Origin of the sequence: Saccharospirillum salsuginis (assembly GCF_014651855.1) — a bacterium.
GTDB classification, from domain to species: domain Bacteria; phylum Pseudomonadota; class Gammaproteobacteria; order Pseudomonadales; family Natronospirillaceae; genus Saccharospirillum; species Saccharospirillum salsuginis.
This window is the reverse complement of the sequence record NZ_BMXR01000001.1, coordinates 511097-529245: the sequence shown is the minus strand read 5'-3', so window position 1 is coordinate 529245 and position 18149 is coordinate 511097. Positions and strand designations below refer to the sequence as shown.

The 18149-nt window shown below is 61.4% G+C and carries 17 protein-coding genes; 13 read left to right on the top strand and 4 right to left on the bottom strand.

From position 1 onward, the window contains the following. The first annotated feature begins 5 nt into the window (after positions 1-5). Positions 6-965, top strand: a complete 960-nt coding sequence (gene corA, locus IE111_RS02235; protein WP_189606849.1) for a magnesium/cobalt transporter CorA — start codon at positions 6-8, stop codon at positions 963-965. A 19-nt stretch (positions 966-984) separates the two neighbouring features. On the opposite strand, the gene IE111_RS02230 is transcribed toward corA, so the two are convergent. Together IE111_RS02230 and IE111_RS02225 are read right to left on the bottom strand one after the other, a co-directional pair. Further along, a complete protein-coding gene (locus tag IE111_RS02230) occupies positions 985-1851 on the bottom strand; it encodes an ion transporter (RefSeq protein WP_189606848.1) in 867 nt (288 codons plus the stop codon). Between the two features lie 3 nt (positions 1852-1854). Next, positions 1855-2919 carry a BamA/TamA family outer membrane protein gene (locus tag IE111_RS02225; protein WP_189606847.1) on the bottom strand — a complete coding sequence of 355 codons (1065 nt, stop codon included), beginning with the start codon at positions 2917-2919 and terminating at the stop codon, positions 1855-1857. A 147-nt stretch (positions 2920-3066) separates the two neighbouring features. Here IE111_RS02225 and IE111_RS02220 point away from each other — a divergent pair, with 147 nt between their 5' ends. Next, on the top strand, positions 3067-3654 hold the full coding sequence (locus IE111_RS02220; RefSeq protein ID WP_189606846.1) for a GDSL-type esterase/lipase family protein: 588 nt from the start codon (positions 3067-3069) through the stop codon (positions 3652-3654). Then, the gene (locus IE111_RS02215; protein WP_189606845.1) at positions 3651-4259 is read left to right on the top strand and encodes an IMPACT family protein; all 609 of its coding nucleotides are present in this window, start codon (positions 3651-3653) and stop codon (positions 4257-4259) included. Before IE111_RS02220 ends, IE111_RS02215 begins: the two co-directional genes overlap by 4 nt. Here IE111_RS02215 and IE111_RS02210 read toward each other — a convergent pair. Both IE111_RS02210 and queG read right to left on the bottom strand, forming a co-directional pair. After that, complete coding sequence (locus tag IE111_RS02210) at positions 4183-4965, bottom strand: lysophospholipid acyltransferase family protein (RefSeq protein WP_229805186.1); 783 nt, start codon at positions 4963-4965, stop codon at positions 4183-4185. The genes IE111_RS02215 and IE111_RS02210 overlap by 77 nt on opposite strands. Positions 4966-5064: 99 nt before the next feature. After that, complete coding sequence (gene queG, locus IE111_RS02205) at positions 5065-6156, bottom strand: tRNA epoxyqueuosine(34) reductase QueG (RefSeq protein ID WP_189606843.1); 1092 nt, start codon at positions 6154-6156, stop codon at positions 5065-5067. 149 nt (positions 6157-6305) lie between these two features. Here queG and tsaE point away from each other — a divergent pair, with 149 nt between their 5' ends. The 10 genes from tsaE to IE111_RS02155 all read left to right on the top strand — a co-directional run bounded on the left by tsaE (position 6306) and on the right by IE111_RS02155 (position 17839). Further along, positions 6306-6779 (top strand): tRNA (adenosine(37)-N6)-threonylcarbamoyltransferase complex ATPase subunit type 1 TsaE, encoded by a 474-nt coding sequence (gene tsaE, locus IE111_RS02200; RefSeq protein ID WP_229805142.1) that lies wholly within the window; start codon positions 6306-6308, stop codon positions 6777-6779. After that, positions 6776-8113, top strand: a complete 1338-nt coding sequence (locus IE111_RS02195; protein ID WP_229805140.1) for an N-acetylmuramoyl-L-alanine amidase — start codon at positions 6776-6778, stop codon at positions 8111-8113. The genes tsaE and IE111_RS02195 overlap by 4 nt, the downstream gene beginning before the upstream one ends. A gap of 50 nt (positions 8114-8163) precedes the next feature. After that, complete coding sequence (gene mutL, locus IE111_RS02190; RefSeq protein ID WP_189606841.1) at positions 8164-10017, top strand: DNA mismatch repair endonuclease MutL; 1854 nt, start codon at positions 8164-8166, stop codon at positions 10015-10017. After that, positions 10018-10989 carry a tRNA (adenosine(37)-N6)-dimethylallyltransferase MiaA gene (miaA, locus tag IE111_RS02185; RefSeq protein ID WP_189606840.1) on the top strand — a complete coding sequence of 324 codons (972 nt, stop codon included), beginning with the start codon at positions 10018-10020 and terminating at the stop codon, positions 10987-10989. A 320-nt stretch (positions 10990-11309) separates the two neighbouring features. Then, on the top strand, positions 11310-11552 hold the full coding sequence (gene hfq / locus IE111_RS02180) for an RNA chaperone Hfq (protein ID WP_189606839.1): 243 nt from the start codon (positions 11310-11312) through the stop codon (positions 11550-11552). 58 nt (positions 11553-11610) lie between these two features. Further along, complete coding sequence (hflX, locus tag IE111_RS02175; protein WP_189606838.1) at positions 11611-12924, top strand: ribosome rescue GTPase HflX; 1314 nt, start codon at positions 11611-11613, stop codon at positions 12922-12924. 56 nt (positions 12925-12980) lie between these two features. Next, complete coding sequence (gene hflK, locus IE111_RS02170; protein WP_189606837.1) at positions 12981-14183, top strand: FtsH protease activity modulator HflK; 1203 nt, start codon at positions 12981-12983, stop codon at positions 14181-14183. A gap of 11 nt (positions 14184-14194) precedes the next feature. After that, a complete protein-coding gene (hflC, locus tag IE111_RS02165; RefSeq protein ID WP_189606836.1) occupies positions 14195-15154 on the top strand; it encodes a protease modulator HflC in 960 nt (319 codons plus the stop codon). Between the two features lie 184 nt (positions 15155-15338). Beyond that, a complete protein-coding gene (locus IE111_RS02160; protein ID WP_189606835.1) occupies positions 15339-16523 on the top strand; it encodes an ATP phosphoribosyltransferase regulatory subunit in 1185 nt (394 codons plus the stop codon). A gap of 20 nt (positions 16524-16543) precedes the next feature. Further along, positions 16544-17839, top strand: a complete 1296-nt coding sequence (locus IE111_RS02155; RefSeq protein ID WP_189606834.1) for an adenylosuccinate synthase — start codon at positions 16544-16546, stop codon at positions 17837-17839. Positions 17840-18149 lie beyond the last annotated feature (310 nt).

The window sequence follows — 18149 nt, the reverse complement described above, 5'->3', positions numbered from 1 at the left end:
CCCACATGCTGCGTCTGTTTTCGTTAAAGGATCACACCATTCGTCAGACCGCCGAATCAGGGGCGGAGCCTTTCAGTTACGAGCAGTTGCATCATTCGGATTGGCTCGACGCGCGCGATCCCGACTCGGGGGAGCGTGAGCAGATCAACGCCTTGTTGCGGTCCGAGTTGCCGCAATCGGCCGACGTCGCCGAGATCGAAGCCTCGAGTCGGTACTTCGTCGATGCCGAAGGCTTGCACGTCCACTCGCTTTTCCTCAGCCACGGCGAAGGTCGGCACAGCACGGCCACGGTCGCCTTTATTCTTCAGCCCAACCGACTGATCACGGTGCGTGAAGGCAAGCTCGCCGATTTCCGGCTGTTGCGCTTGCGCGCCCGACGGGGGCAGGTTGAAGCCGACACGCCGGCCGACCTGATGGTCACGATCTTCGATCAGAAGGTCGAAAACCTGGCCGATTTTCTGGAGGACATTCATCGGGATCTGGAAGCGGTCAGCAAGGTGGTGCTCGAAGAAGAGGATTCGGATCTGGAATGGGCGATCGACCGCCTCGCCAAGCTGGAAGACAGCAATGGCAAGATTCGCCTGTGCCTGATGGACACCCAGCGCTCGATCGCGTTCATGCAGCGTCATCTGAGGTCGCTTCCTACGGTCAGTGAAACCTGTGCGGAGGTGCTGCACGATGTCGAAACGCTGCTGACGCACACCTCCTTTATTTTCGAGAAGATCAACTTTCTGATGAATTCGACCCAGGGGTTCATCAGCATCAAGCAGAACCAGATCATCAAGACCTTTTCGATTGCGGCTGTGGTGTTTCTGCCGCCGACCCTGGTCGCGAGCATCTACGGGATGAACTTCCGGTTCATGCCAGAGCTGGATTGGGTCGGGGGTTATCCGATGGCCCTGGGGGCGATGATCGCCTCCGGCATCGCGCCCTATCTGTTGTTCAAATACAAGGGATGGTTGTAAGGAATTGTCAACACTATCGTCAGGTTGACAGTTCTTCACCACAAAACCGGCAGTAATCGGCATCGCTTTCGTGGCCGGTTTTGCCACAGCCGGGGCAGCCTCGGGCGTCGCGCTTGATCCGGATCTGGTTGGCCAGTTCCGCTGTGTAGATGCCGGTAGGCACGGCAATAATGGCGTAACCGGTGATCATCACCCCGGAGGCAATGAATTGCCCGATGGGCGTCGACGGCGAGATGTCGCCGTAGCCGACCGTGGTCAGCGTCACGATGGCCCAGTAGATGCTTTTCGGAATGGACGTATAGCCATTCGCCGGCCCTTCAATCAGGTACATGATGGAACCGAATACAACCACGATGGTGATCACCGAATACAGAAACACCAGGACCTTGCGCCGACCCGAGCGCAGTGCCTGCATCAGCATTTCCGCTTCGTTCATATAACGGAACAGCTTCAGCACCCGGAAGACGCGCAGAATGCGAAGAATGCGGATGACCAGCAGCGAGTTGATGCCGGGGATCAGGACACTCAGGTAAGTCGGGATGATCGAGAGCAGATCGACCACACCGTAAAAACTGGTCGCGTACCGCATCGGATGTCGCACCGACATCAACCGCAACCCGTATTCGACCGTGAAGGCAATGGTGAAAAACCATTCGGCGCCGACCAGCCAGACTCCGAAGTGATTTTTCACATACGCGACGCTCTCCAGCATGACCGCCGTCACACTGAGCAGGATGGCGATAATCAACAGGACGTCAAACCCTTTGCCCGCCGGTGACTCGGCGCCGAAGATGATGTCGTTCATCTTCAGGCGCCAGGGCGCGAGCGGAGGTGGCTCTTCCGGGCTCGGGGCAATGTGGAAACGGTCGGTCCGGCGTTCGCTCATGTCTTAGAAGGCTTCTCCAACGCGCAGTGCGATGCCGACGCTTTCCATATCGACCCAGCCGACGTCGAAGCGGATGTTGAATCGCGAGTCGGCGATGGTCGACCAGCGTACACCGCCCCCCAGACTGGTGTGAACGGCATCCAGCCCCAGATCGTCGAGCGACTCGCCGACCTGGGCGGTATCGAAGAAACCGGTCACGGCCCAGCGCGGTGTCAGTGTCATGCGGTACTCGACCTGGGTGCCCAGCAATTGATGGTCGATCCAGCGGTTGCCGTTGGCGCCACGCAGCGTGGAGGCGCCGGTGGGGCGGGGCAGACGGGTAAACGGAGTCGTGCTGCTGCTCCATTGATAATTGGCGCCGAGGGCGAGGACATCGTCACCGAGGGTCACAAAGTGGCTCGCTTTGGAATACAGAATGCCGAAGTCGTAGTCGCTGCCGAGCATGGGCGCGTACTGACGCAATTCAGCGCTCACCCGCGAGCCCCGTGTCGGCCAGTCACGGTCGTTTCGGGTGTCCCAGGCCGCGCTTAGCCCGATGCCGCTGTACAGGCCGCCTTCGAAACCGTTGATCGTGTCGTTCAACAAGGCATCGTCGTCGTCATCGGTGATGTCTTCGTATTCGAGGAAAACCAGGCTGCCCAGCCAGATACTGGGTGTGACCCGATAGGCCGCTTCCACGTCGCTCTCGAAAGCGGTCAGTTCGTAGTTTTCCGGTTCCGCGTCCAGGGAAACGTCGTTACCCTGACCGAAATAGGGGGTGGGCCAGTACTTGCCGCCAATCTCGCCGGACAGGTTCCAGTTGCCGCCCGCCACATAGAAGTCGGGCCATATAAACGCCTGAAACTGGCTCTTGGTGGTACCCTGAACCACGAATTCGGTCCTGTCCTGGGGTTCGTCGATGCTGGTTTGCGCAAACTGACGCATCGCATAGAGGCCGTATTCGAACCCGGTCTCCGCAGAGGAGCCAATGGCCGGTAACAGCACCCAGTTGGCGGGTTTCAACTCTTCAGCCTGGGCGGCACCGAGCGTTGCCGCCAGGCCCAACACTACGTTCACGGGTGTTTTCATTGTTATTCCTTGTTAAGACGCTGTCGGCAGTTTACCGACTGTCGCAACGCTTGGAAACGGATCTAGGTGTACGGTTGGGTCAAGTGACTTGGCGACATATCGCGGCCTGCCGATATACTGTCGGGTACCGAATGGATTGAGAGCTGTATGACCGATCTGAATATCTGTGTGCTGGGCGATGGCCTGGCGAAGGGCGTCGGCGGCCCCGCTGGCAAAGGCTGGGCCGGTTACCTGATCGAGCAAGTCATGGCCGGGCATGGGCCGGTGACCTACTACAACCTGGGCATACCCGGGCAATCCAGCGCCGAGGTGGTTCAACGTCTGGGCGAGCTGGACCCGCGTTTGCCCGTCGGCGACGATAATCGGCTGATACTGGCGTTTGGCCTGATGGACGCCATCGGCACGGCGACCACCGAGCCGTTGCCGGCCAAAACATCGCTGACCCATTTGCGCGAGATCCTCGCCAAGGTGCACAGCCGCTACAAGTTGCTGATGGTGGGGCCGTCGCCGGTCTACGACCCCGGCATGAATGCCCGTGTGAAGCGGGTGAATCAGATTTTTCGCGAGTTCTGCCAGAAAGCCCGGGTACCTTACATCGACATCTACACACCGCTGATGGACGACGTTCAGTATCGCCGTGAACTGGTCCATAGCGACCGCATTCATCCGGGTGAATGGGGGCATTCCAAAATATTCGATCTGGTCAGCAACGATCGCAGTTGGTGGTTCGGATGAGTTGGACATTGAACACCGTCGTTCACGCTGAGCTGGAGGTCAAAAAAAGCCGCTTTCTCGCCTGGGTCGAACCCGTATCGAGTCGTGAGGAGGCTCAGGCGCGGATCGAGGCCTATCGACAGGCCTACCCGGATGCGCGCCACGTCTGTTTCGCCTTTCATGCCGGTGGGGACAGCGGCATGAGCGATGACGGTGAGCCGTCCGGTACGGCCGGTAAACCCATATTCAGCGTGATTAACCATAAATCCCTGGTCAATGTGCTGGGCGTGGTGGTGCGGTATTTCGGCGGCGTAAAGCTCGGCGCCGGCGGGCTGGTTCGCGCTTACAGCGGTGCGGTGTCCCAGGCGCTCGAGACCGCCGAACGGGTACCAGTCGAGACCTGGTGCCGCCTTGAACTGGAATGCTCATTCGCGCGCGAGAGCGATGTCCGCCGCCTGCTGGCGGATTACGACCTGAACCCGGATAACGTCGAATACGGCCAGGGCGTGTATATGACCGTGGTGTTACCCGAGAGCCGGCTGGTGTCGTTCAGGTCAGACTTTCAGGCGTTGGCGCCGGGCGATCCGGCACTCGCGGTTCGCTCGGCAGACGAAGCGACCGGATGATGGCGCTTCGCGCCTGATCCGCCAGGGCCCGGCGCGGCATCCCGGCGCTTTCCAGCGCCGGCAGGACCCGCACTTCCACGTCCGTGCGCCAGATGCCGAGCACCCGCCAGATGTTGGTGAAGAACGCTTCCTGTTCGAACGGAATTTTCGGGTCTTGCGGGTCGTCGCTGCGATAGTGGATGGCGATCGGCACGACCGGGACGCCGGTTTCGATGGCCGCGGCGAACAGCCGGGGGTGAAATGGCCGCAATCGGTCGCCACGCCCGGTGGTGCCTTCCGGGAACAGCGTCAGGAAATGACCGTCGCCAAGCCGGGATTGCATGCGATCGCGCACTTCCTCCTGTTCGTGACGGCCACGATGAATGAACAGTGTGCCGCCGCTGTCGGCGAGCCAGCCCACCAGGGGCATGTCGCGCACTTCGGCCTTGGACAGGAAATAGGTGGGCAGCACGGCGCCGAGCACCGGAATGTCGAGCCAACTGGTGTGGTTGGCGGCGATCAGTCCCCGGTGTTCCAGTACTCCGGCGTCCAGCCGGACCCGGACGTTCAGCACCCACAACAGGCTGCGGAACCAGAGACGGGCGTAGGCATGGATGGCACCCGGGCTCGACAGCCCCAGGCGACACAGCAGACGATGGCTGCCGGCCAGTAACAGTCCCTGTAACACGCAGAACACCAGCGCCAGCAGGCGCGTCAAACGAAGCATCAGCACGGGATGCATCCCGGTTTCAAAGTGATCGGCAAAGTATAGTCTTCCCAGACGTTAATTCGATGCCGGGTATCGTATCGTTAAACTTCGATGGGCTCAAGATTTCTCGGAGTAGCCATGCTGGGCCAGCGCCCAGTCGATGTGCTCCCGAACCAGGTCGCCGGCCCGGGTGCGTGCCCGACGCAGTGCCTCCACCACCTCGTTCGTGGTCGGCGCGTTGCCGAGGGCCACGGCAAGGTTGCGCTGCCACTGTTCGTGGCCAATGCGACGGATGGCCGACCCTTCGGTCTTGCTCAGGAATTCGGCTTCATTCCAGTCGATCAGGGTGGTCAACGGCATGTGATCCAGTGCCTGGCGCGGCTCGAAATCCGCCTCGCGGGTCGTTTCGCTGAAGCGATTGAAGGGGCAGTACAACTGACAATCGTCGCATCCGTAGATGCGGTTGCCCATGGGTTTGCGCAGGTGTTCGGGAATCGGACCCGCGTGTTCGATGGTCAGGTAACTGATGCAGCGACGGGCGTCGACCACGCCGTCGGCGACGATGGCATCGGTCGGGCAGACGGTTTGGCAGCTTGTGCAACTGCCACAGTGATCGGTCTCGAACGGCGGGTCGACCGGCAACGGCAGGTCGGTGAACAACTCTCCCAGAAAGAACCAACTGCCGGCTTTCGGATTCAGCAGCAGGCTGTGCTTGCCGCGCCAGCCCATTCCGCTTTGTTCGGCCAACTGGCGCTCCATGACCGGGGCACTGTCGACGAAGGCCCGGAAATTGTGCTCACCGACCCAGTCCCCGATGGTGCGGCCGAGCTGGGTCAGGCGTTTGCGCATCAGCTTGTGGTAGTCGCGACCGAGGGCGTAGCGGGAAACATAGCCGATGGACGGATCCTCCAGCGTGGCTTCCATGTCGGCGGCGTTCACCGGCAAGTAGTCCAATCGGACCGAAATCGCCCGCAGGGTACCCGGGTGCAGTTCCGCGCCGTCAAACCGCTTGTCCATATTGCGCGTCATCCAGTCCATGGTGCCGTGGTGGCCGGTGGCCAGCCAGGCTTCATAGTCGGCACGGTGCGACTCGGTATCGGCCATGCCGATGTGCGCCGCCTGAAAGCCCAGTCGAAGCGCTTCATCTTTGATGCGGCGGGCCAGATCGGTCAGATCGAGTGTCTGGATGCGGTCGGTGGTTCGGGTCATGGCGTTAATGGGAATGCAGGACTAAACGGGCGCGAAGTGTGAGCGCTCACTCGCAATATGGCAAGGTAAGCGATCGTTGCTGTCCCACTGAAGGGTAGACCAATGGTACACTTCGCGCGTTTAACGACCGTGAATGGGAGCCCGACCGCTTGTATCGTCTGACTGTGACCGAAGAACAGATGTCCGCACTGGGAAAACAATTGGCGGAAGCCCTGATGGCGGGCGAGGGAGCCATTGTGTATCTGGACGGGACCCTGGGCATGGGAAAAACGACCCTGAGCCAGGCCGTGGTGCACGGTTGTGGCTGGTCAGGTCGCGTTAAGAGTCCCACCTATACACTGGTCGAACCTTATGACTGCGGAGCCCTCCAGGTAGTGCATTTCGACCTGTACCGACTGGCGGATCCGGAAGAACTGGAATTCATCGGCATTCGGGACTACCTGCAACCCCACACGGCCTGGCTGGTGGAATGGCCGGAACGTGGCGCTGGAGTCTTGCCCGAAGCGGATGTCGTGATACATTTTACCGAAGCTGGAGCCGCACGGCAGTTGACCGTGGAGCCCCGGACCGAACGGGGGCGGTTGGTGAGCGACCGGTTGCAGCACGTATGGGAGCACGAATGATCGTTCGGAAGTATTGGCTGATTCTGGCCCTCCTTTTTATGGCCCCACTGAACTGGGCGGCCGACATCGACAGTGCCCGGCTGTGGCCGGCGCCGGACAATACCCGTCTGGTGCTGGACCTGAGCGGGCCGGTCGAACACCGGGTCTTTACCCTGGCCAACCCGAGCCGGGTCGTGGTCGACATCGACAGCGCCCGACTGGATGCCGATCTGGGTGCTCTGGACCTGAACGACAGCGGCATTTCCCGGATTCGCAGCGGCGTACGCAATGGCGGTGATATCCGCATCGTGCTCGACCTGTCCGCCCGGTTGAATCCGCGCAGTTTCACCCTGCGACCCAACGAACAATACGGTCATCGCCTGGTGCTCGATCTGGAGCGGCCGCCGGGTCTGGCCATGGAGCCGCAGGAGCGGCAGGTCAGCAAAACCGTCAATGACCTGTCCAATCAGCAGCGCAACATCATCGTCGCCATCGATGCCGGTCATGGCGGGGAGGACCCCGGCGCGATCGGGGGCAAGGGCACGCTGGAAAAACACGTCGTCATGGCGATCGCGCGCGAATTGTACGATCAGCTCAACGCCGTCAAGGGCTACGAGCCGTTTCTGGTGCGCACCGGGGACTATTATGTGCCGCTGCAGCGTCGTCGTCAGATTGCCCGCCAGAAAAACGCCGACCTGTTCGTCTCCATCCACGCCGACGCCTTCACCAGCCCGCAAGCGTCGGGCGCTTCGGTGTTCGCGTTGTCCTCGAACGGCGCGACGTCCGCCATGGCCCGCTACCTGGCGGATCAGGAAAACGCCTCGGACGTCATCGGCGGCATCAACGGCGTCAGCCTGGAAGACAAGGACGAGGTGCTGCGGTCGGTACTGGTCGATTTGTCGATGACCGCCACCCTGCGCTCCAGTCTGGACGTCGGTTCGTCCATCCTCGGCGAGATGCGCGATGTGGCGAGAATGCACAAGAACACGGTCGAACAGGCCGGTTTCGCGGTGCTGAAATCGCCCGATGTGCCCTCCATCCTGGTCGAGACCGGTTTCATTTCCAACCCGACCGAAGAGGCCAATCTCGGCAGCCGTGCTTATCGCCGGAAACTGGCGACCGCCATTCGCCAGGGTGTGACAGCTTGGTTCGAGCGGAATCCGCCGCCGGGGACCTGGGTGGCCTGGCAGCAGCGCAACGCCGGTGAATTGCGTCGCTATGTGGTGGTGCGCGGCGATACCCTCTCCGCCATCGCGTCGCGTAACGGTACCTCGGTGGCACGGCTCAAGGAGGTCAACCAGTTGAACGATGCCGACATCCGCATCGGACAGGTTCTCCTGATTCCCGGCGCCTGAGGGCGCCGTTTCGGTTTCAATCCATTTTCTGAACAGGCAGCACATCGAGCATGCGTCGAATTGAAATCCTGTCGCCCCGTCTGGCCAACCAGATCGCCGCCGGCGAAGTGGTAGAACGGCCCGCCTCGGTCATCAAGGAACTGGTGGAAAACAGCCTGGACTCCGGGGCCAGTCGGGTCGATGTCGAAGTGGAGCAGGGCGGTATCAAACTGATGCGGGTGCGCGACAACGGCGGCGGCATCCTGAAGGACGACCTGGCCATGGCGCTCAGTCGCCATGCGACCTCGAAAATTCACAACCTGGACGAACTCGAAGCCGTCGCCTCCCTCGGCTTTCGTGGCGAAGCGCTGGCCAGTGTGGCCTCGGTCTCGCGGCTGTTGCTGACCTCCAAACCGTCGGAACAGTCGGAAGCCTGGCAGGTGAACACGCACGGTCAGGACATGAGTACCGAGTTGTTACCGGCGGCGCACACCGACGGCACCAGCGTCGAAGTGCGTGACCTGTTTTTCAACACGCCGGCACGGCGCAAATTCCTGCGCACCGAAAAAACCGAATTCAATCACCTGGACGAGGTGATCAAGCGTCAGGCCCTGGCCCGTTTCGATGTCGGGTTCAGTCTGCGTCACAACAACCGCACCATTCATTCGCTGCGTCCCGCGGCCAGCCAGGCGGAGCAGGAACGCCGCGTGGCCCAGTTGCTCAGCCCGGACTTCATGCAGAACGCCCTGGTGATCGATGCCGAGGCGGTCGGGCTGCGCCTGACCGGCTGGGTGGGCCTGCCCACGTTTTCCCGCTCGATGCCCGACATGCAGTATTTCTTCGTCAACGGGCGGGTGGTGAAAGACAAGGTGATCGGTCACGCGGTCAAACAGGCGTATCGCGATGTGCTCTACCATGGCCGTCACCCCTGCTTCGTGCTCTATCTGACGCTGGACCCGAGCGGTGTCGACGTCAACGTTCACCCGACCAAGCACGAAGTCCGTTTCCGCGACCAGCGGCTGGTGCACGACTTTCTGTTTCGCCAACTGCATCGCGCCCTGGCCGAGGTGCGACCGGACACCCAGCCGGACTCGGTCAGCGCGGCACCGGCACAGCCCCAGGCGACCGGTATCGACGCCGGCGTATTCGGTGGCCAGCAGCGCATGGATATGTCCCCCCGGCCTTATCCGAACCGTCCGGCGGCGCCGGAAACGCCGGTGGCGGATCAGGTGGCGTTTTACGAGACGCTGCAGCGGCCGTCGATGCCCAGTGCTCCGGCGGGGGATGCGGCTGCGACCCAAGCGGCCGCCCCGACTCCTTTGCCGGAAACCGAAGCGGACATTCCGCCACTGGGTTTCGCCGTGGCCCAGTTGAAGGGCATCTACATTCTGTCCGAAAGCCAGGCCGGCATGATCATCGTCGACATGCACGCCGCTCATGAACGCATCACCTATGAGCGCCTCAAGACCCAGTACGATCAGCAGGGCATTCAGGCGCAGCCGGTGCTGGTGCCGCAGAAGCTGTCGGTCAGCGAGCGCGAGGCCGACGCGGCCGAAGAGTTCAGCGGCTTGCTGGAGCAGTTCGGCCTGGTGGTCGAACGCATTGGCCCCGAGAGCCTGATCGTGCGGCAGACCCCGGTGTTTCTGCAACAAGCGGAGGTCGAGCCTCTGGTGCGTTCGGTGCTGGCGGACTTCCAGGTGCACGAGACGTCGGACGCCATCATCGCGCGGCGGGATGAAATTCTTTCCACCATGGCCTGCCACGGCTCGGTGCGCGCCAATCGCAAGCTGACCATCCCGGAAATGAATGCCCTGCTCCGGGACATGGAGCGGACCGAGCGCAGTGGCCAATGCAACCATGGCCGGCCCACCTTTACCCAGTTGACGGTCGAAGAGCTGGACAAGCTCTTTCTGAGGGGGCGCTGAGTGAGTGCTGACAAACCCCTGGCGGTCTTCCTGATGGGGCCGACGGCGGCCGGCAAGACGGATCTGGCGCTGGAACTGGTCGAGAAGGGGCGGGGCGAGATCGTCAGCGTCGATTCCGCCCAGGTCTACCGCGGTATGGACATCGGCACCGCCAAACCGGACCGGGCCACGCTCGAACGGGCACCGCATCACCTGATCGACCTGCGGGATCCGTCCGAGTCCTATTCGGCGGCCGATTTCCGCAACGATGCCCTGGCCGTCATGAAGCGGATTACCGAGCGTGGCAAAGTGCCTGTTCTGGCCGGTGGCACCATGCTCTATTACAAGGCGCTGGTGGAGCCGCTGGCCGAGATGCCGCCGGCCGACGCCGGCGTGCGTGAGGCCTTGCAGGCCGAATGGGACTTGGAGGGGCTGGACGCCCTGGTGGCCGAACTGCACCGGGTCGACCCGGACGCCTGGGCCGTCATCGACCGACAAAACCCGCAACGCGTGTTACGGGCGTTGGAAGTGTATCGCATAAGCGGTAAGCCGATTTCCGCGTATTGGGCCGAATCGGTCAACGACGGGCGCGGGCGTCTGTCCGAAGCCGCGATCGAGGCTTTCCCCTGGCGGCTGCTGCAACTGGCGGTTAATCCGGACGACCGGGCCGTGCTGCACGAGCGCATTGCCCTTCGCTTTCACCAAATGCTGGAGCTGGGCTTCGAAGCCGAAGTGCGGGCCTTGTTCGAGCGCGGGGACCTGCACCCCGATCTGCCGTCGATCCGGGCGGTCGGTTACCGTCAGATGTGGCAGTACCTGGCGGGCGATATCGACTACGATCGCATGATCGAGACCGGCATTGTCGCCACGCGTCAGCTCGCCAAGCGACAATTGACCTGGCTGCGGAACTGGCCACAACTTGAACAATTGGCGCCGGACCGTCACGACATCCTGCCACTGGCGTGGAAAAAGTTGCGTAAAGCGGGTTTTTAATCACGACTCCCCATCCACAACCCGATGATTTTCGCCTACAATTCACAAAAAGCAGGCCCGCGCCTGCGTATGATTCGTGGTTGCAAGGTCTGCCAGACTTTTTGTCGCCCAACTGCCCGCCGGCTCAGGCTCGAACGGGCAGCCACTGGCGACGCTGGCGCAAACCACAGCAGGTAACCACCCGATGCCGGGTGTGCCGATCGCGACCGGGACCGGGGCGATCGATTTCCGCACCGGCATCCCGGGCAAGGGGAGCGTAAAGTTCCGGGTCAGTGGTGCCGATAAACGATTACTATAATCCTTCATTAAAGGAGTCCATCATGTCAAAAGGGCACTCGTTACAAGACCCTTTCCTCAATGCACTGCGCAAAGAGCGTATCCCTGTATCCATCTTCCTGGTCAACGGCATCAAGTTGCAGGGGCAGATCGAGAGTTTTGACCAGTTCGTCATTTTGCTGAAGAACACCGTCAGCCAGATGGTGTACAAGCATGCTATCTCGACCGTCGTCCCGGCGCGCAATGTCAAAATTCCGCACGAAGGCGAAGAGGCGACGGCTGAATAAGCCCGTCCCTCGCCCTCGGCCGGGCGGCTCGTCATTGACCGGGCATCGGAGAGACTGATTGTTTTTTGAACGCGTAGAAGGCGGGGACCGTGCTGTATTGGTCCACGTCGAATTTCCCGAGTCCGACAATCGGGAAGACCCACAGGAATTCGAAGAACTGGTGGTATCGGCCGGCGGAGACCCGGCCGTTTTCATCGGCGGGTCCCGAACCACGCCTCACCCGAAATTTTTCGTCGGTCCCGGCAAGCTGGAGGAAATCAAGGCGGCGGTGAAGTCCAGCGGAGCCGAGCTCGTGCTGTTCAACCATACCTTGTCGCCCTCCCAGGAACGCAACATCGAGCGGACCGTCGAATGCCGGGTGCTGGATCGTACCGGTCTGATCCTCGATATTTTCGCCCAGCGCGCCCGTACGCATGAAGGCAAGCTGCAGGTGGAACTGGCGCAACTGCAATACCAGAGCACGCGCCTGGTGCGCGGCTGGACCCACCTGGAGCGGCAGAAGGGCGGCATCGGTTTGCGCGGTCCGGGTGAGACCCAGCTGGAAACCGACCGGCGTCTGTTGCAGGCCCGCATCACCTCCATCCACCGTCGACTGGCAAAAGTCGAACGTCAGCGTAACCAGGGCCGCCGGGCCCGCGCACGGTCGGACACCCCGACGGTCTCGCTGGTCGGGTACACCAATGCCGGCAAGTCCACGCTGTTCAACGCCCTGACCCGGGCCGAGGTCTACGCGGCCGACCAGTTGTTCGCGACGCTGGATCCGACGCTGCGGCGGCTCAGCATTCCGGATATGGGAGATGTCGTTCTCGCCGACACGGTTGGATTTATCCGGCATCTGCCCCATAAACTGGTGCAGGCTTTCAAAGCGACCTTGCAGGAGACGGCCGAAGCCGATTTACTGCTTCATGTCATCGACTCGGCCGATGAGAACCGTATAGAAAACAAAGAGCAGGTTGAAAGTGTCCTGGAAGAGATCGGCTCGCTCGATATTCCGCGCCTGGAGGTGTTCAACAAGATCGACCTGTTGGACGATTTCGAGCCGGTCATCGAGCGGGACGAACAGGGCCTGCCCGAGCGAGTCTGGGTCTCGGCGCAAACCGGAGCCGGCATGGCGCTGATCGAACAGGCCATCACCGAACGGCTGGGGGACGACATCATCGCCCGTCAGTTGGCTCTAAAGCCTTCCGAAGCGGCTTTGCGTGCGGCACTCTATCAATACAATGCCGTCCTGGGAGAAGATTACGACTCGCACGGCAATCTCCTGCTGGATGTCCGTATTCAGAAAAAAGACCTGCGGCAGTTGGTTAAAAAGAACGGACTGGACCCGGACCGCTTCGGCGTGTCCGCGGAGAAAGAGTTTTTCGAGCATTGAATCCCTTCGGGGGCTCAAGGCAAGATGCACCATCCTTTTTAGAAACGGAGACGACCATGGCGTGGAACGAACCACCAAATGGCAACAACAACGATCAGGATCCCTGGGGCAACCGCGGTCGTCGCGGCGGTCGTAACGACGGTCCCCCGGACCTGGACGAGCTGTTCAAGCAATTCAACGACAAACTGAACAAATGGCTGGGCGGCAAGAAAGGCGGCGGCAGCGGTTCCGGAGGCTCCGGTGGTACCGGCGGTAGCCTGGCGGCCATCTTCGGCATCCTGCTGGTGCTGGTGGTGGTCTATGCCGTGTACGACTCCATCTATACCGTCGACGAATCCGAGCGCGCCGTGGTGCTTCGCCTGGGTAAATTCAATTCGCTGGAAGCCCCGGGTCTGCACTTCAAAATTCCGTTCATCGATGTTATTGATCAAAAAGTGAACGTAACCGAGGTGAGGAACTATCGTCACCAGTCCAGCATGCTGACCGGTGACGAGAACATCGTCTCGATCTCCATGTCCGTGGAATATCGGGCGGTGGACGCGCAGAAATTCGCACTGAATGTCCAGCAGCCGGAAACCTCGATGGCCAACGCCGCCGAATCCGCGCTGCGTCACGTCATCGGCAGTGCGACCCTGGAGCAGGCCCTGACCGTCGGGCGTGACCAGATCCAGGCCGCAGTGAAAGAGCGCCTGCAGCAGTATCTGAACTCCTATGACGTCGGCATCGAGCTGGCCCAGTTGAACATCAACGACACCTCCCCACCGAACCAGGTGCAGGATGCGTTCGACGACGTGATCAAGGCCCGCGAGGACGAGCAGCGACTGATCAACGAAGCCCAGGCATACGCGAACCAGATTCTGCCGGTCGCCGAAGGTCGTGCCCGTCGCCAACTGGAAGAAGCCCAGGGTTACAAAGAGCAGGTCGTGGCACGGTCCACGGGTGAAGCGCGTCGCTTCTCCAGCGTCCTGTCGGCCTACAACGAAGCGCCGGAAGTGACCCGTCAGCGCCTGTATCTGGAAACCGTGTCCAAGATATACGGCGGCAACAACAAGGTGCTGGTCGATGTCGAAGGCGGCAACAACATGATGTATCTGCCGCTGGATCAACTGCGTAACCGGGCCACCGGTTCCGGTGGCGGCAGCGCCGGCAGTGGTGGCAGCGGCGGCTCGGACATCAATAACCTGTCCGCGGATGAAATCAGCAATCTGACCGATCAGATTCTGCGAGAATTCGATCGCCGTCGTGGCACTGGAAACTGAGGAGCGCACCCATGAGTAATCGAAATATATTTTTGTTGGCGCTGCTGGCTCTGGTGGTCTTTGTCGGTCTTCAGAGCGTCTATGTGGTCAACGAGAAACAGCGCGCCATCAAGCTGCGATTCGGCGAAGTCGTCGTCGACAATGTGCCGGTTGGTCTGAACTTCAAGATCCCTTTCATCGAGGAAGTACGCAAGTTCGATGGCCGGATCATCACCCTGGACAGCGATGCCGAGCGTTTCATCACCAGCGAACAGAAAGGGTTGGAAGTGGATGCCTATGTCCAGTGGCGCATTTCCGACACGCGCGATTTCTACACCGCGACCAGTGGCGGCGACATGTTCCGCGCCAACTCCATTCTGGAAAGCCGGATCAATTCCGGGTTGCGGGACGCTTTCGGTCTGCGCACCCTGCGCGAAGTGGTTTCCGGTCGCTCGGCGGACGAACCTTTGTCCACCGGTGGTCGTATCGAAGATGAAGGCGAGCGCGATCGTCTGATGCGCGAGGTCACCGAACGCATCGACCAGTTCGCCCAATCCGAACTCGGCATCGAGGTGATCGACATTCGCGTCAAGGCGATCGACCTGCCGCAGGAAGTGTCGGCTGAGGTATTCAGCCGGATGCGCTCCGAGCGTGAGCAGGAAGCCCGCCGTTTCCGCTCCAACGGTGAAAAGCTCGCAGAAGAGATTCGAGCCTCCGCCGATCGTCAGCGCACCGTTATCCTGGCCGAAGCCTTCCGGGAAGCCGAGGAGCTGCGCGGTGAGGGTGATGCCGAAGCGGCCCGCATCTACGCGGAAGCCTTCTCCGAGGACGAAGAGTTCTACGCCTTCTACCGCAGTTTGCGGGCCTATGAAGACAGCTTCAACGAAGGCAGCGACATCCTGCTGCTGGAGCCGGATGACGACTTCTTCCAGTATCTGACCTCCAAGACCGGTTTGGGAGCTTCGGTGCCGGACACTCTGGGCGCCCAATGACACAAAATTGAAAAAAGTGTTGGGGGGCGAGCGCTCCCCAGTGTAGAATCGGTTAACCGGGCCCAACGCCCGGTTTTTTTGTGCCTAAAATCGGCCTCGGAGCCGGTTTGACCCGCCGCGGACCGCGCCGTGACGGGCTTTGGGGCAGAACCCATTCGCTGACACCATGGGAAAGTCATCTGGCATGACCATAGCAGAACGCTGGCTGTTGCCCGACGGCATCGAAGAAATCCTGCCGCCGGAAGCCGCCCGGATTGAGGCCTTGCGCCGCCTCCTACTCGATGAATACCGCGCCTGGGGATACGATCTGGTGATTCCGCCGAGTGCCGAATACCTGGAATCCCTGCTCACCGGCGTCGGTCACGATCTGGACTTGCTGACCTACAAGATCACCGACCAGACCAGCGGTCGGCTGATGGGGCTGTCCGCCGACAACACCCAACAGGTGGCGCGGATGGACGCGCATTCGTTGCCGCGCGACGGCGTCGCCCGGTACTGCTACTCCAGCAACGTACTGCACGCCAAGGCGACCCATTTGTTGTCGACCCGCAGTCCGATTCAGATCGGCGCCGAGTTGTATGGCTATTCCGGGCCGGAGAGCGACATCGAGATCGTCTCCCTGATGCTGACCTCCCTGGCCAAGGCGGATCTGCAGAACATCTCGCTGGACCTCGGTCACATCGGTATCTATCAGGCCCTGGTCGAAGCGTCCGGACTGCCGGAGGCCGCCCAGAACGAGTTGTTCCGCCTGCTGCGCCAGCGCGCGCTGCCCGAGCTCGATACCTGGTTGGCCCAGGCTCCGCTGACGGACACCTTCAAGCACTGGTTCTCGATTTTACCCCAGTGCCACGGTTCGCTGGATCGCCTCGACGACTGGCGCGACCGATTCAAGGATGCGCCGGAGACGGTCTTTACCGCCCTGGACACCCTGAACACCATTGCCCAGGCGATTCGTGCCCGCTTCCCGGATTTGAAACTGCACCTCGACCTGGCCGAACTGCGCGACTTCAACTACCACACCGGTCTGGTGTTCTCCGCCTTTGTGCCGGGCTTCGGCCAGGCGGTGGCCCGCGGCGGCCGTTACGATTCGACCGGTCGGGTCTTCGGCCGTTCCCGACCGGCCACAGGGTTCTCCAGCGACCTGAAAATCCTCGCCTCGCAAAGCGACGGGCGCTGGCGCGAAGCGGCCGGCGTTCGCGCTCCGGCGTCGACCGACCCGGCACTGGCCGAGGCGGTGCAACAACTGCGCGCCAAAGGCGAGCGGGTGATTCAGGTTTTTTCCGGTCAGACCCACCTCGACGAACTGGGCTGCGACCGTGAGCTGGTGCTGGAAGGCGACCAATGGGTTGTCAAATCTCTTTCTAATTGAAACGAACGGACAAAGTGACGATGGGTAAAAATGTTGTCGTACTGGGCACCCAATGGGGTGACGAAGGCAAGGGCAAGATCGTTGACCTGCTGACCGAGAAAGCCTCGGCGGTGGTGCGTTTTCAGGGTGGCCACAACGCCGGACACACCCTGGTGATCGACGGCGTCAAGACGGCGCTGCACCTGATTCCCTCCGGCATTCTGCGCCAGGGCGTGAACTGCATCATCGGCAACGGCGTGGTGCTGTCCATCGAAGCGCTGCTGACCGAAATGCAGATGCTGGAAGAGCGGGGCGTTCCGGTGCGCGAACGTCTGCGCATCAGCCAGGGCTGCCCGTTGATCCTGCCGGTGCACGTGGCCCTGGATCTGGCCCGTGAGCAGCGTCGCGGCAATGACAAGATCGGCACCACCGGTCGCGGCATCGGCCCGGCCTACGAAGACAAGGTCAGTCGTCGCGGCGTCCGGCTGGGCGATGTGTTCCAGCCCGGTTTCAGTGAAAAAATGACCGAGATCCTGGACTACCACAACTTCGTGCTGACCCAGTACTACAAGGTCGACCCGGTCGACGTTCAGGCGACCATCGACGAGACCGTCGCCCAGGCGGAAAAGATCCGGGATCTGATGGTTAATTCCGTTGGCCTGATCCACGGCATCCGCGAGCAGGGCGGGGACATCATGTTCGAAGGTGCCCAGGGCTCGCTGCTCGACATCGACCACGGCACCTACCCGTACGTCACCTCCTCCAACACCACCGCCGGGGGTGTCGCCACCGGTTCAGGTGTCGGCCCGCTGTATCTGGACCAGATCATGGGCATCACCAAGGCCTACACCACCCGCGTCGGCGCCGGTCCCTTCCCGACCGAACTGTTCGACGACGACGGCGCCCACCTGGCCAAGAAAGGCAACGAATTCGGCACCACCACCGGCCGTGCCCGTCGTTGCGGCTGGTTCGACGCCGTTCTGGTCAAGCACAGCATCCGCATCAACTCCATCAATGCCATCTGCCTGACCAAGCTGGACGTGCTGGATGGCCTGGAGACGGTCAAGGTCTGTGTCGGCTACCGTGACGAAAACGGCAACGACGTCGACTGGCCCGAATCCGCCGAGGCGTTCGGTCGGGTAACGCCGGTGTACGAAGAACTGCCGGGCTGGAGCGACAGCACCTTCGGCGCCCAATCGATCGACGACCTGCCCCAACAGGCGCGCGACTACATCGCCTACCTGGAAAAGGCCATCGGCGCGCCGATCGACATCGTCTCCACCGGCCCGGACCGCACCGAAACGATCGTCCTGCGGCACTCGTTCGATATAAAGTAATCGTTACCCGGTAGGGTGGGCAATGCCCACCATCGTACGCGATTCAATCTCCGGCCATGTCCTCCGGTAATCTGGCGATGCCGGTGGGCGGTTATGCTTCCATGGTGGGCTGTGCCCACCCTACTCGGACTGCCGTTCGGAGCATAAGGTGCCGGAATCTAGTGGATCGGCATCGCCCGAAACGGCAGATAACGCCCTTCGGGCCCGATGCCGGGATGCCGGACCATTCGTACCACTTCTGCCCTACAGAACCCCTGACATCTCCCTGTCACATCAACGTCATACGATGGCTCCGCATTGTCTCGGAGCG

Coding starts and splice junctions, on each gene's coding strand:
- corA (WP_189606849.1), top strand. CDS start 6: ATGCTGCGTCTGTTTTCGTTAAAGGATCACACCATTCGTCAGACCGCC.
- IE111_RS02230 (WP_189606848.1), bottom strand. CDS start 1,851: ATGAGCGAACGCCGGACCGACCGTTTCCACATTGCCCCGAGCCCGGAA.
- IE111_RS02225 (WP_189606847.1), bottom strand. CDS start 2,919: ATGAAAACACCCGTGAACGTAGTGTTGGGCCTGGCGGCAACGCTCGGT.
- IE111_RS02220 (WP_189606846.1), top strand. CDS start 3,067: ATGACCGATCTGAATATCTGTGTGCTGGGCGATGGCCTGGCGAAGGGC.
- IE111_RS02215 (WP_189606845.1), top strand. CDS start 3,651: ATGAGTTGGACATTGAACACCGTCGTTCACGCTGAGCTGGAGGTCAAA.
- IE111_RS02210 (WP_229805186.1), bottom strand. CDS start 4,965: ATGCTTCGTTTGACGCGCCTGCTGGCGCTGGTGTTCTGCGTGTTACAG.
- queG (WP_189606843.1), bottom strand. CDS start 6,156: ATGACCCGAACCACCGACCGCATCCAGACACTCGATCTGACCGATCTG.
- IE111_RS02195 (WP_229805140.1), top strand. CDS start 6,776: ATGATCGTTCGGAAGTATTGGCTGATTCTGGCCCTCCTTTTTATGGCC.
- mutL (WP_189606841.1), top strand. CDS start 8,164: ATGCGTCGAATTGAAATCCTGTCGCCCCGTCTGGCCAACCAGATCGCC.
- hfq (WP_189606839.1), top strand. CDS start 11,310: ATGTCAAAAGGGCACTCGTTACAAGACCCTTTCCTCAATGCACTGCGC.
- hflK (WP_189606837.1), top strand. CDS start 12,981: ATGGCGTGGAACGAACCACCAAATGGCAACAACAACGATCAGGATCCC.
- hflC (WP_189606836.1), top strand. CDS start 14,195: ATGAGTAATCGAAATATATTTTTGTTGGCGCTGCTGGCTCTGGTGGTC.
- IE111_RS02160 (WP_189606835.1), top strand. CDS start 15,339: ATGACCATAGCAGAACGCTGGCTGTTGCCCGACGGCATCGAAGAAATC.
- IE111_RS02155 (WP_189606834.1), top strand. CDS start 16,544: ATGGGTAAAAATGTTGTCGTACTGGGCACCCAATGGGGTGACGAAGGC.